This is a genomic window from Mesorhizobium sp. B2-8-9 (genome assembly GCF_006439475.1).
Taxonomy (GTDB): domain Bacteria; phylum Pseudomonadota; class Alphaproteobacteria; order Rhizobiales; family Rhizobiaceae; genus Mesorhizobium.
The window spans coordinates 17266-29532 of record NZ_VFTQ01000019.1 but is presented as its reverse complement, the minus strand read 5'-3'; the positions used below and the strand labels follow the sequence as shown (position 1 = coordinate 29532).

Sequence of the window (12267 nt, the reverse complement as noted above, 5' to 3'; positions counted from 1 at the left end):
CACGAACCTGCTCCAGCACCGAACTGACTTGTTTGCGCTTACGGACATTTCGGTGCCTCCACTTTGTACGCCCTTTTCACATTGGTCAGGAGACCTGTGGGCTCTCCCGAGAAGAGGCCCGGAAGGGCCGGGTTTTTCAGCGACTGGTTGATGACGGAAGGAGAGGAGTAAAGGCCTTGCTCTCCTTCCAAAGAGCCAGGGTCGCACGTACCGCGGAACCAACGCGCTTATCGCGGCGCGCCGCCGCCGAAAGCGAATTTCCAACTCGAAGGTGGATGATCTGGGGACCGGCTCTCGCGCTCAGGAGGCATATGGGGTGGCGATCTTGGCGCGAAAATCATAGCTAGTGACTTCAGTTTGCTTTGGACCGACCAAGACTGCACTGCCAGCTTGTCGAGCAGGCGGTGATTGATTTGGCATTGGATCGCAGGCCCCTCTGGCCGGCCCGCTAGCTGCCGGCGTTCATGGCTTTCTCGATCTGCCGGGCCAACGCCAAGGCATCATCAAAGCTCGATACGCGCCGAAAATCATGGCGATCATGTTTGCAACGTCCCGGGCGAGCGTCAGCAAGGTTCGACGAATGCTGCAAGTTTCGGACAAGACCTCGCGCAGCGCAGGCGCTGCCCATCCCGACTACGCTCGCATCGCTCCGTTTGCGGAAACGGGCATCGCGGTGCGTTCAGTGGTCGCGGAGGAGGAGCGTCAGCGAAACTGACGGCGGCGCACCGTGCCGCTTGCGCGCCGAGGCCGGCAAGGGAAGCTGCGCCGCGGCGCAACTCGCCACCATCAAGGCATTGCATGCGCCCTTGCCCGCCGTGCTCTTCGCGGCCTCCTGTTCCTGCCCAATTGTTTGGGCGAAGACCAAATAGAAGGGAGGCGCTGCAAAGGTGCGCGGGCGAAATGCAAAAAGCGGAACTTGAAAGGCTGAAGGACAAGGTACCCTGCGCTGCGGTGCTGGAGCGCGCGGGGTTCGCCCTGGACATAAAGGAGAGCACGCGCAAGGCGATGAAATACCGCCGTGAGGCTTCGATCATCATCGTCATCCATGACGGCAGGGGCTGGTTCGACCCGCTCGGCGACGGCAAAGGCGATGTCTTTCGCCTGGTCGAACATCTTGAGAAGGTGCCGTTCGTTGAAGCCATGAACGAGGTCGCCAACCTCGTCGGGTTCGTGCCGTGCCAGCCGGTCTGGCAGCGGGTGTCCCGCGAGCGGGAGCCTGACCTGTCGATACCGGAGCGCTGGTACGCACGACGGAGGCCATGGCGCGGATCGGCGGCCTGGCGCTATCTGACCGGGGCCCGACATCTTCCTTACCGCATCGTCCGCGCCGCAAGCGGCGCCGGCGTCCTGCGCGAAGGCCCGCACGGCTCGATGTGGGCTGCCCATGTCGACAGCAAGGGCACCGTTACCGGGTGGGAAGAACGCGGGCCGGACTGGCGCGGTTTTGCCACGGGCGGCGCCAAGATGCTGTTCCGCCTCGGCAGTCCTGATGCGCTGCGCCTTTGCGTGACCGAAGCCGCGATCGACGCCATGAGCCTTGCCGCGCTCGAGGGCTTTCGCGCCGACACGTTCTATCTCAGCACCGGGGGCGGCTGGTCGCCGGATACCGACGCGGCGCTGCGCGCGCTTGCCGCCAGGCCGGGTGTTGAGCTCATCGCTGCTACCGACAACAACAAACAGGGCGAGATTTACGCCGACCGTCTGCTCGGATTGGGGGAGCAAGCTCGGTGCGGCGGTGAACGCCTTCGACCCGTAGCGGATGACTGGAACGCCGATCTGAGAATGAGAGCGCAGCCGAAGAGCTGACAAGAACGACGCTGCGAAATAGCCATTGTTCTCGATTGATCAGATCACGGCGGTTCTCCTTGACCCGGGCGTCAGAAGTTCTTCCGGGCATCTCGCGGAAGATCGAGACGTCGAGCATGAGGTGCAGGCGACGTAACTTGCCTCCACGTTCTGAGCAGCTTTCGCCGGCTCGGTCTGGAGGGCGTCCAGAGAGGAGAGAAGCGAAAAAGCAGGGCGGACCGCTCGCAGATCGGGTGGTCCGCCGACGCTGACGCTCAATCGCGCCGGTCGCAATCCCGGCCCTTCATCCTGCGCAGGGCTGACGAAGCCCCGCTTGGCCAGTCGGGCAGGGATGCTCCAGCGCAATTGCCCCGTCCCGCCCGCTCCGCGGGCAAGGGGGATGTCTTCGGAATGAAGACGAGAAAGGACCGGCGAAGGGCCTGTCCTAACCTTCAAGGAGCATTCCCATGGAATTGAAGTTCGTCGATCCGCGCTCGCTCAAGGACAATCCTGACAAGGCGCGGCGCTCCAAGTGCAGCCCGCAGGCGGACGCCTTGCTGCTCGCAACGATCAAGGCCATTGGCGTCGTCGAGCCGCTGATCGTGTTCGCTGAAGCCGATGGCGGCAATGGCTTCGTCATCGATCAGGGTCATCGGCGCGCGAAGCAGGCGATCGCAGCAGGTCTCGAAGAGATCGCCGTTCTGGTCGTGCCTCGAGCCGAGGACGGCGGCGCGATGCGATCGCTGGCCACCTCTATCACGCATGAGCAGCTCAACCCGGTCGATCTTTGGCGTGCCATTGAGCGTCTCGTTGCGCTGAACTGGACCGAAGAGTCGATTGCGATCGCCCTCGCGCAGTCGATTCGCCAGATCAAGAAGCTGCGTCTGCTCGCCAATGTGCTGCCGGCGATGCTCGACGCAATGGCCAAGGGCGATATGCCGAACGAGCAGCAGCTCCGCACTATCGCGGCCGCCTCGCTTGAGGAGCAGAAGGAGGTCTGGAAAGCCAAAAAGCCCAGCAAGGGCGACCCACAGGTGTCGTGGTGGAGCATCGCCAACGGTCTCACGAAGCGACGCATGTACGCGCGCGACGCAAGCTTTGACGACGAGCTGCGCGAGGCCTACGGCATCGCCTGGGTGGAGGATCTGTTCGCACCGGCCGACCAGGACAGCCGATACACCACAGACGTGGAGGCCTTCCTCGGCGCCCAGCAGGAATGGATGACGCAGAACCTGCCCAAGAACAGCATCATCACCGAACCGAACGCCCATGGCGAGGTGAAGCTGCCGCCAAAGGCGGAACGCGTTTATGGCACGCCGAAGAAGTCGGATCACGCCGCGATGTATCTCGACCGCGAGGGAAAGGTGAAGACGGTCCACTTCCGTCTGCCCGAGGCCGGAAAGAAGGCCAACGCGACGGAAGCCGCCGAGGCGGTCGTCATGCCGAAGTCGCGTCCCGATGTGACCCGTAAGGGTATCGAGATGATCGGCGACCTGCGCACCGATGCTCTCCATGAGGCGCTGTCACGGGCGCCGATCGAGGACGACACGCTGTTGGCGTTGCTCGTTCTCGCCTTCGCTGGCCAGAACGTGCGCGTCGATTCCGGTGCCGGCGGCGATTATGGGGTCGGTCGCCGCATGCCTCGGCACGCCGCCACTCTCTTCGATGCCGAGGGCAAGTTCGCCTTCGACGCCGAGACTTTGCGCATCGCAGCCCGGGGCGTCCTCATCGATGCGCTCTCCTGCCGCGAGGGGATGAGCAAGTCGGGCGTGGTGGCGCTCGTCGCAGGCGGCGCGATCGGGGCAGACAGCTTCCTCGCCAATATGGGCACCGAGGACTTCCTTTCCTGTCTGTCGCGTCCAGCGATCGAGGCCTCGTGCGCCGACACGCCGGTTCTGCCGCGGGCGCGCGTAAAGGACACGCGGGCCGCGCTCGTCGAGCACTTCAAGGAAGGGCACTTCGTCCACCCGGCTGCGCTGTTCGCTCCCGATGCGGCAAACCTGACCGAGTGGCTGTCCAAGAGCACCGTCCCCGGGGCCGATGACGACGTTGGGCCTGAGGTCGACGGCCTGAGTGGAGAGGACCAACCTTCCGAGAAAGGCGGGCTCGAGGACGGCTACCGCGAGGCCGCCGAATAGACCTCGCCTTTCTTTTGATCAATCTGCCGCCGTCAGGTTCGCCTGGCGGCTCCAGGTGTACGGCCGCGACAGCTAGCGCTGCCGATGATGGTCCCTCCGGTGTCGGGCCACGGCCGTCATGGTGTGGGCGTGGTGTGCATGCCGAGCGGTCTCCGGTCGATGAGTCGGCAGGTAGCCATGATCACCTGTCCTACGGTTCCAATGTCGAAGTCGACGCCCGTGCCGGTCCTCACTCGGGCTTCATGCGGTCCTGAACCTGCGGCCGTGCGCTTCAAGGCCGCGTCCGCGCCGCGGGGCGGCCGGTCGGTCCGGTCTCGACATGGAAGACCCGCGTCCCGCGCGAGGGCGAAGGAAGCCCTGCTTGGCCGCAAGCCTTCCATGCTCGTCTCGGTCCGCCCGGACCCTGAAGCGCCCGTCATTCCGCCGGTTCTTTTGGTCCGCGCCCGAGGGAGAGTCGGCACGGAGTCGGTCCTGACCTCGAGAAGCTGAAGAAAGGATATGTCAATGACCAGCAAAGCCGCCAATCCCCGCGCAACCGCCCGCGTCGCCCCATTGCGCAAGGGCACTACCTTCCAAATGGTCCGACTCGTATGCCCCGACGCCGCACAGTGTTCGCTCGTCTCGGAGAGTTTTGGCCTCCCGGTGCTCGACAGCGACGGCATTCGCGACCTGCACGAAAGGCTCATCGTGGACACGGCCGCCGCACTCGACGAGGGGCTGGCGGAACGCGCCATGCAGATACACCTGCAACGCGTCGTCGGTGCCTTTGTCGGATCCGCCTACGGGGCCGGCCAGTTCTACAGCCGTGCGGTATCCGAAGCACGGGACGCGACGGCCAAGTCGGCCTGCGACGATCGGAACGAAGACGTCGCAGGACCGGTCGGCTTCGACAGCGCTGCCCAGCGCAAGCGCGAGTTCGCCGCTGATATGGCACTACAGGCCCATGCGCTGCGTATGGCCGCCGAGGGGGCTATCGCGGCCTACGAGCAGGTTGTAGGCGAGGCCTGGAAGCCCTTCGAGCGTCCAGTCGAAAACCCCGGCCAATCCGTCGACCGCAAGGCGGCCGAACTGCAGATGGTAGCTCTCGGATAAACATCGAGGGCGGAGCTCCGGACCCGCCCTCCTTCTATGTCGTGCACATCCGGCTCATTCGCCCCTCGCATCGACTGCGCAGGGCCTGGCCATTTTCATGGGTCGAACACACCGCTTTCGATCATGGCCAAGTGGCGGTTTCGTCGCGAGTGTCGCTGCGTGGCGAACGAAGAGAGACGACCGCTGCCATACAGTGCGCCGAGCAAATAGGGTTGCGTCATGCGCGAGTTTGCACTCGGGTCGGATGTTGCTTCCGGTGCGCCACGTTCCGAGGACCGCCCCGATGCCAGCTCTTTCGCCAGCCTCGGCCCGATCGGGATGCTGAACTCCTTCACGGCCCAATCCCGCTCTCTCGTAATGGCCTTCCTGGTGCGGCTGCGGATCTTCCCTGATCAACCCGCAAGGGGTCCGCTAGCATGCTGCGGCCGCTCGGCTGACGCCTTCGGGTGATCGCGCCCGCTTCCGCACACTGACGGAGCCATCGAGCGGGAATTGGCCCGCTCCAAGATGGAGCCCTCAGATGTCCTACGATCTCATACTCGCCCAAAAGGCCGCCTGGTCTCTCGCCCGCACTCTCATGGTTCCGGTTATCCTCTTCCAGGTCGACAACGAATTCGGCGTGATGCCCGCCGATGAGCTCGACGACGCCGATGTCGAAATCCTCTTCGAATACGATCCCTATAGCGGTGGCCGGTCTGTTCATTGAACCGGCCTTCTCTCGACTGCATTCAGGCGGCGCCCAGCGCCGCGTTCTGTTTTCTGACGTCCGCTCGCGCCCCGTCCTGCCCCGAGGTCCTGGCGGATCCAGGCAGACAGCGCAACGGCTTTGCCGTCCTCCGCTGTCGCTGCGGCCCATGACCACCCATCGTGCGCGCACGACGGGACCCGGTCGGGTGCGCGGCCCGCCTTCCTGCTCCGCCAAGTGGACCCCTGTGACGGGGCCGCGATCGGCGCGGCCTCCAACTGGAGGTTCATGAAATGAGCAGGAAAGAAAATGCAGGGCGCATCGATATCTATGCGCGCATCACCGATCGCATCGTAGCCGAGCTGGAGAAGGGTGTCCGTCCTTGGATGCAGCCGTGGCAATCGACCGATGGCTCCGGCCGCGTCACCCGGCCGCTCAGGCACAATGGTCTGCCCTATAGCGGCATGAATGTGCTGCTGCTTTGGTCGGAGGCGGTTGCCCGCGGCTTTTCCAACCCGCTGTGGATGACATTCAGGCAGGCGCTCGAACTTGGCGGCGGCGTTCGCAAGGGCGAGACCGGCTCGCTGGTGGTCTTCGCCAGCCGCTTTACAAGGACGGAGACGGACACCAGCGGCGAGGAAATCGACCGCGAGATCCCGTTCCTCAAGGCGTATTCCGTTTTCAACATTGCGCAAATTGATGGCCTGCCGGACCACCTTTATCAACGGCAGGCGGAGCCGGTGCGCGATCCCATCGCCCGGATCGAGCACGCCGACGGGTTCTTCGCCAACACTGGGGCGGTAATCCGGCACGGCGGGGATCGCGCCTACTTTGCCCCGGTGACGGACCACATCCAGATGCCGCCGCTTCAGACGTTCCGGGACGCCGCGTCATACGCCGCCACGCTCAGTCACGAGCTTACCCATTGGACTTCGGCGCCGCATCGCGTGAACCGCGACCTTAGTCGCTACGCCAAGGATCGCAGCGAGCAAGCGCGCGAGGAACTGATCGCCGAGCTCGGAAGCTGCTTCCTCTGCGCCGATCTTGGCATCGCGCCCGAACTCGAGCCCCGGCCGGACCATGCAAGCTACCTCGGCGCGTGGCTGAAAGTCCTCGGCGACGACAAGCGAGCGATCTTCTCGGCCGCTGCCCATGCGCAGCGCGCCGTCGCTTTCCTGCACGGGCTCCAGCCAGAAGAAGGCGAGGCCGCCTGATGTTTGACGCATCAACCCCTGGGAGGGGGGCCATGTGCCTTCCCCTCTGCTTCGCACGGCCGTGCCGGCCGATGATTATGCCGGAGTAGCTATCCAAGACAATCGCCAAATCCGATCCCCACGCGGGCTGATCCCAGAGCCGGCGGCCGCGTTTCGTTTGCGCTCATCCTAAAGCTCGAACCGAAGTTGCCGTTGTTCCGGCGGCCACACATCGCCCAGCGACGAAAGCGTGACGCCCAGCAGCCGGATTCCCTTCTGTACCGGAAACACCGACTTCAGGAGATCGGCTGCGAGACGTTCGAAGTCAGAGAGCTCGATTGGCACCGACACGGTGCGACTGCGCGTGATCTGATGGAAATCGGCAAACTTGACCTTCAGCGTGATCGTCCGGCCCCGGATGCCTTTGCCTTCACAGTGCCCCCACACCTTGGCTGTCAGCGGCTTAAGTTCGGCGCTTGCTCCAGCGAACTCGAAGATGTCGGCTGCGAACGTATCCTCGGCGCCGATCGATTTGCGCGGCCGATCCGGCTCGACCGCGCGTTCATCGATGGCGCGCGCGATCTGATAATACCAGAACCCAGACTTCCCGAAATGCTGCTGCAGGAAGGCAAGCGAACGGTCCTTGAGATCGGCGCCTGTCTTAATGCCCAGCGCCTCCATCTTGGCGGCCGTTGCGGGACCGACACCATGAAATTTCTTGACCGGCAGCGCCTCCACGAAGGCCGGCCCATGGCGGGGCGTGATGACGAACTGGCCGTTTGGCTTGTTCTGGCCGGAGGCCATCTTGGCGAGGAATTTGTTGTATGAGATGCCGGCGGAAGCGGTGAGACCGGTCACCAGCAGGATCTTCGCTCTGATCATCTCGGCGATCGTCGTGGCAGACGAAATTTCGAGCCTGTTCCGCGTCACGTCGAGATAGGCCTCGTCGAGCGAGAGCGGTTCAATGAGATCGGTGTGTTCGGCGAACACCTCGCGGATCTGGGCCGAGACGGACCGGTAGACGTCGAAGCGGGGCGGCACGAAGACCAACTCGGGGCATTTGCGCTTTGCCGTAACCGAAGGCATCGCGGAGCGAACGCCGAAGGCGCGAGCCTCGTAGCTCGCGGCAGCCACCACGCCGCGCGCCGCAGCCCCGCCAACGGCCAGCGGCTTGCCGCGCAGCTCCGGATTGTCGCGCTGTTCGACAGACGCGTAGAACGCATCCATGTCGACATGAATGATCTTACGCTGGTCGGCGTTGCGGTCAGGGGACATGTCGCCAGGATATGTGCTTCGTGCTGCAGGATCTACAACGCTCAGATCGCGAATTCAGCCTGCGCGCGGCCCTGATGGAGGCGGGAAATCCGGAAACTGTCCTTGGGAAGGGGACGAAGCACTTCGTGTTCGGGACGCGTCATGTCCAGCCAGGCCGAGCGCTGGTCTCGGCGCAGCACCGCCATCTGGCGATCATGGTAGGGCGCGATGTCGTCATTGGCCTCGATCGTCAGGATCGCGTAGGCTTCCGGCCAATCGCGGCTCGCCGGCCGCCAGATGCCGGCGAAATAGAACCAGTCATCGTCGGCGAGGCGAAAGCTGTAGTTCTTCCCCTGGCTTCGGTGCCGGAATTCGGACGCCGGCACGAGGCAGCGATGGCTCGGGAACGATCGGTCCTCCGCGCGCACCACGGTGAAGGGGCGCCGGCCTGCTTCCTTCGGTTGAAGTCCCCACGGCAGCTTGAGCATCTCAACATCGCCGCCGTAGCGCCTTATGATGACGCGGGGCTCGTCGAGCGGGCTGTCGGAATCGAAAACTGTTGCGCCCATAGCAAAAAGAACATAACAGGAACGAAGCCGCCGCGCAATGCCGCAGAGACAGGTGAGACATGTGCAATGATTATCGGCTGATGGTGGATGTCGCCTCGATCGTGGAGGACTTCGCCGATCTCAAGATCAAGATCCGCTTCAGTGAAGGAGCGCCGAACATCCAGGCGCGCGAGGACATCAAGATAACCGACATCGGGCCGATCATCCGCCCGGTTGACGGAGCGGCCGGCGAGGGTGACCTTGTTCAGCGCCGGTGGAGCTGGCCTGGACCGAACAAGAGGCCGGTCTACAACTTCCGCTCGGACGGTCGCGAGTTCGCCTCGAACCGCTGCCTGATACCAGCCGATGGATTTTACGAATTCACCGAACCGACAGACAAGGGCAAGAAGCGCAAGGACAAGTGGCTCTTCACCAAGCGCGACGAGCCGATCTTCTGCATCGCCGGGATTTGGCGCGATACCAATGATGTCGGGGAGGCGTTCACCATGCTCACGATGGAACCCGGTCCCGATATCGCGCCGTATCACGATCGGCAGATCGTGATCCTGGAGCGCAAGGATTGGGCGAGCTGGCTTGATCCGTCGGTATCCGCCAAATCGCTGATCAAGCCGCTTCAGCCGGGGACGCTGCTCGTGGAGCAGATCGGGTGAAGCGAGGCGGTGCGCTGCTGAATGCGGCCGCGACACGGGCGTAGGCATTTTAGGCGCACGAAGCCTGTCGACGCCGCAGCTAAACATCGTGACGGTTTCATCATCAGCGAGCACCCAATGCTCCAGGCGCGCCCTGGGCTTCCTGTCGTCAGGCGTTGAACACCCGCGAGGCGCTGTTTTTTACGAGAGCTCGATCCAGACCGGCGCGTGATCGCTGCTCTTTTCCCAGCCGCGCACCTCGACGTCGACCTGGGCATCGATCAGCCGCTTCCTGAGCGACGGGCTCACGAGAAGGTGGTCGATGCGCAGGCCTGCGTTGCGGCCGAAGGCGTTGCGGAAATAATCCCAGAACGTGTAGATCTTCTCGCCGGGATGACGCGAGCGCAGTGCGTCGGTCCAGCCTTGCTTGAGCAGCGTCGCGTAGGCGGCGCGCGCCTCGGGCGCGAACAGAGCATCGTCCAGCCAGCGCTCGGGCTTGTAGACATCGAGTTCGGTCGGCATGACGTTGAAATCGCCTGCCAGCACCACCGGCTGTCTGGACGCCACGAATTCGGCTGCGTGGTCGATGAGGCGGTCGAACCAACGCAGCTTGTAGTCGAATTTCGGGCCGGGCCTTGGATTTCCATTGGGAAGATAAAGGCATCCGATCAGGATGCCATTGACTGCTGCTTCGATGTAGCGGCTATGGCTGTCATCGGGGTCGCCGGGGAGGCCGCGCCGCGTTTCGTGGATGTTGCCGACCCGGCTCAGGATCGCGACGCCGTTCCAGCTTTTCTGGCCATGCCAGACCACGTCATAGCCGAGGTCGCGGATCGGCCCTTCCGGGAACTTCTCCTGCGGCGCCTTGAGTTCCTGGAGACAGGCAATGTCTGGCGCTGCCTCTTTAAGCCAGCGCAGCAGCACCGGCAGGCGGCCATTGACGCCGTTGACGTTGTAGGTGGCGATCCTCATGGCTTCATGAGGTCCGGCAGGAACTGATCGGCCCGGCCCCAGCCGGCGAGGGCCTTCGATGCGGCGCGCTTCTTCAACTCGGGCGCGTCGCCGACATGGAAATGCGAGGGCGCATCGATCGTCTTCATCTCCGCCCAGCTGACAGGTACTGCGACCGGGGCGCCCGGCCGCGACCTGGCGCTATAAGGCATGATTGCCGTTGCGCCGCGCTGGTTGCGCAGATAGTCGACGAAGATCCGTCCCTTGCGTTTGGCCTTCGACAACACGGCCGTGAAGTGGCTGGGGTCGCTCTGCGCGACCGCCTGAGCAAGCCCGGAGGCGAAGGCCTTTACCTCGGGCCATTCAGCGCGCGGCGTGAGCGGCGCGATCACATGCACGCCCTTGCCGCCCGTCAGCATCGGGAAGCTGGTCAACCCAATGGATTGCAGCATATCCCGGAACTGGAATGCGGCAGCGCGGACCGCCTCGAAATCCAGTCCTTCGTCGGGGTCAAGGTCGAACACGAGGCGGTCGGCCTTCTCGACGTCTTCGATGCGCGCTCCCCATCCATGGAACTCGATCGTTCCCATCTGGACACAGGTTAGAAGCCCCTCGGCATCGTCGACGTAAAGGTAGGGCTCCTCATGGCCGTCCTTTTCGGTGATCCCGACGTGATGGACCTTGTCGCCGAAGCTGCCGGCGTCATGCTTTTGAAAAAAACATTTCTTGGCGCGGCCCTGCGGGCAGCGGACCAGGCTGATCGGTCTGCTGGCGGCCCAGGGAAGCATGATCGCGGCAACCTCCGAATAATGATCGGCAAGCTGTCCCTTGGTGATGTTGGATTCGGGGTAGATCACGCGGCCGCGATTGCTGATCGCGACCGCGCTTGTCGCCGGCGGCGGCAGGGTGGCCGTGCGGTGTTCCGTCTCGAGCACGACCGCTTCCGGCTTCTTGTCGTCGCGCAGGCCGAGATAGCTTGGATGGCGCAGTGTCCCTTCATTCGTCATCTCGGTGAAGGCGATTTCGGCGACAAGCCTGGGACGCAGCCAGTGCGCGCCGCGGACCTCCGCGCGCGGCGCCTCGACCGTTGCCGCCTTCTGCTCCAGAGGCGCCATGGTCTTCATGAGCCGGGCCATTCCGGCGGCATTGAAACCGGTCCCGACCTTGCCGGCATATCGCAGCTTTCCGCCGTCATGGACGCCGAGGATCAGCGATCGAAACGCGCGATCCTTGTCTGACGGCGTCCAGCCGACGAGCACGAATTCCTGACGCTTGATGCACTTGATCTTCAGCCAGCTTCCATCGCGGGCGCCGACATAGGCCGAATCCGCGAGCTTCGAGATCACCCCCTCGAGGCCGGCGTCGCAGAAGCGGTTCAGCAACTCTTCCCCGCGGCCCTGGATATGATCGGAGTAGCGCAGGACGGGCTGCTTCGCCGGCAGGATGGTCTCCAGTTTCTGCTTGCGCTGCAGGAGCGGCAACCTTGTCAGGTCTTCCCCGTCGAGCTGGAGCAGGTCGAAGGCATAAAAATCGATGCTCGCGGGAGCGCCCTTCAATGCGTTCTGCAGCGCCTGGAAGCTGGATCGGCCCTCCTTGTCCATGACAACCGCCTCTCCGTCGATCAGGGCGGAGCGAACTTTGAGCTTGCGCGCCTCCGCCAAAATGGACGGGAAGCGGTCGGACCAGTCCAGGCCGGAGCGCGTATAGGCGCGCGCCTCACCTCCGCCCAGCGCGACGAGAATGCGGTAGCCATCATATTTCATCTCGTGGATCCAGCGGTCCCCAGGGGGAACCGTGTCCACCAGTTTTGCAAGCTGGACCGGCCGGAACGCGGGTGGCGCGAGTTTGGCTGCGCCGCGCAAGGCTGGCTTCGCAAGGGGGGTTGAAGATCCTTTGGTTGCGGGCCGACGCAAAGCTGACTTGCTCACCTGACCTCACTCAAACAAAACCCAACTGCCCGATGCGCCATTC

At 63.8% G+C, this 12267-nt stretch carries 12 protein-coding genes; 7 read left to right on the top strand and 5 right to left on the bottom strand.

The annotated features are described in order from the left end of the window. The first annotated feature begins 529 nt into the window (after window positions 1-529). The 4 genes from FJ423_RS21475 (at window position 530) to FJ423_RS21460 (ending at window position 5015) form a co-directional block, all read left to right on the top strand. Window positions 530-715, top strand: a complete 186-nt coding sequence (locus tag FJ423_RS21475) for a hypothetical protein (RefSeq protein ID WP_140844907.1) — start codon at window positions 530-532, stop codon at window positions 713-715. Between the two features lie 185 nt (window positions 716-900). Continuing rightward, window positions 901-1806 carry a DUF3991 and TOPRIM domain-containing protein gene (locus FJ423_RS21470; protein WP_140844901.1) on the top strand — a complete coding sequence of 302 codons (906 nt, stop codon included), beginning with the start codon at window positions 901-903 and terminating at the stop codon, window positions 1804-1806. A 446-nt stretch (window positions 1807-2252) separates the two neighbouring features. After that, on the top strand, window positions 2253-3923 hold the full coding sequence (locus FJ423_RS21465) for a ParB N-terminal domain-containing protein (protein WP_140844894.1): 1671 nt from the start codon (window positions 2253-2255) through the stop codon (window positions 3921-3923). A gap of 504 nt (window positions 3924-4427) precedes the next feature. Next, window positions 4428-5015 (top strand): hypothetical protein, encoded by a 588-nt coding sequence (locus FJ423_RS21460; protein WP_140844888.1) that lies wholly within the window; start codon window positions 4428-4430, stop codon window positions 5013-5015. 95 nt (window positions 5016-5110) lie between these two features. Here the strand turns inward: FJ423_RS21460 and FJ423_RS21455 are convergent, their stop codons facing one another. Continuing rightward, entirely contained in the window at window positions 5111-5350 is a 240-nt protein-coding gene (locus tag FJ423_RS21455) for a hypothetical protein (RefSeq protein WP_140844884.1), read from the bottom strand. A gap of 185 nt (window positions 5351-5535) precedes the next feature. On the opposite strand from FJ423_RS21455, the gene FJ423_RS21450 reads away from it, so the two are divergent. Both FJ423_RS21450 and FJ423_RS21445 read left to right on the top strand, forming a co-directional pair. After that, on the top strand, window positions 5536-5721 hold the full coding sequence (locus FJ423_RS21450; protein ID WP_140844879.1) for a hypothetical protein: 186 nt from the start codon (window positions 5536-5538) through the stop codon (window positions 5719-5721). A 272-nt stretch (window positions 5722-5993) separates the two neighbouring features. After that, window positions 5994-6914 (top strand): zincin-like metallopeptidase domain-containing protein, encoded by a 921-nt coding sequence (locus tag FJ423_RS21445; protein ID WP_140844877.1) that lies wholly within the window; start codon window positions 5994-5996, stop codon window positions 6912-6914. A 168-nt stretch (window positions 6915-7082) separates the two neighbouring features. Here the strand turns inward: FJ423_RS21445 and dinB are convergent, their stop codons facing one another. Both dinB and FJ423_RS21435 read right to left on the bottom strand, forming a co-directional pair. Next, window positions 7083-8168 (bottom strand): DNA polymerase IV, encoded by a 1086-nt coding sequence (gene dinB / locus FJ423_RS21440; RefSeq protein ID WP_140844875.1) that lies wholly within the window; start codon window positions 8166-8168, stop codon window positions 7083-7085. A 41-nt stretch (window positions 8169-8209) separates the two neighbouring features. Then, window positions 8210-8716, bottom strand: coding sequence for an SOS response-associated peptidase (locus FJ423_RS21435; RefSeq protein WP_140844873.1), 507 nt, complete (start codon window positions 8714-8716; stop codon window positions 8210-8212). A 59-nt stretch (window positions 8717-8775) separates the two neighbouring features. On the opposite strand from FJ423_RS21435, the gene FJ423_RS21430 reads away from it, so the two are divergent. Beyond that, window positions 8776-9366, top strand: coding sequence for an SOS response-associated peptidase (locus FJ423_RS21430; protein WP_140844871.1), 591 nt, complete (start codon window positions 8776-8778; stop codon window positions 9364-9366). A gap of 180 nt (window positions 9367-9546) precedes the next feature. On the opposite strand, the gene xth is transcribed toward FJ423_RS21430, so the two are convergent. Both xth and ligD read right to left on the bottom strand, forming a co-directional pair. Further along, the gene (gene xth, locus FJ423_RS21425) at window positions 9547-10317 is read right to left on the bottom strand and encodes an exodeoxyribonuclease III (RefSeq protein ID WP_140844869.1); all 771 of its coding nucleotides are present in this window, start codon (window positions 10315-10317) and stop codon (window positions 9547-9549) included. Next, window positions 10314-12224 carry a DNA ligase D gene (gene ligD / locus FJ423_RS21420; protein ID WP_281408994.1) on the bottom strand — a complete coding sequence of 637 codons (1911 nt, stop codon included), beginning with the start codon at window positions 12222-12224 and terminating at the stop codon, window positions 10314-10316. The genes xth and ligD overlap by 4 nt, the downstream gene beginning before the upstream one ends. Between the last annotated feature and the right edge of the window lie 43 nt (window positions 12225-12267).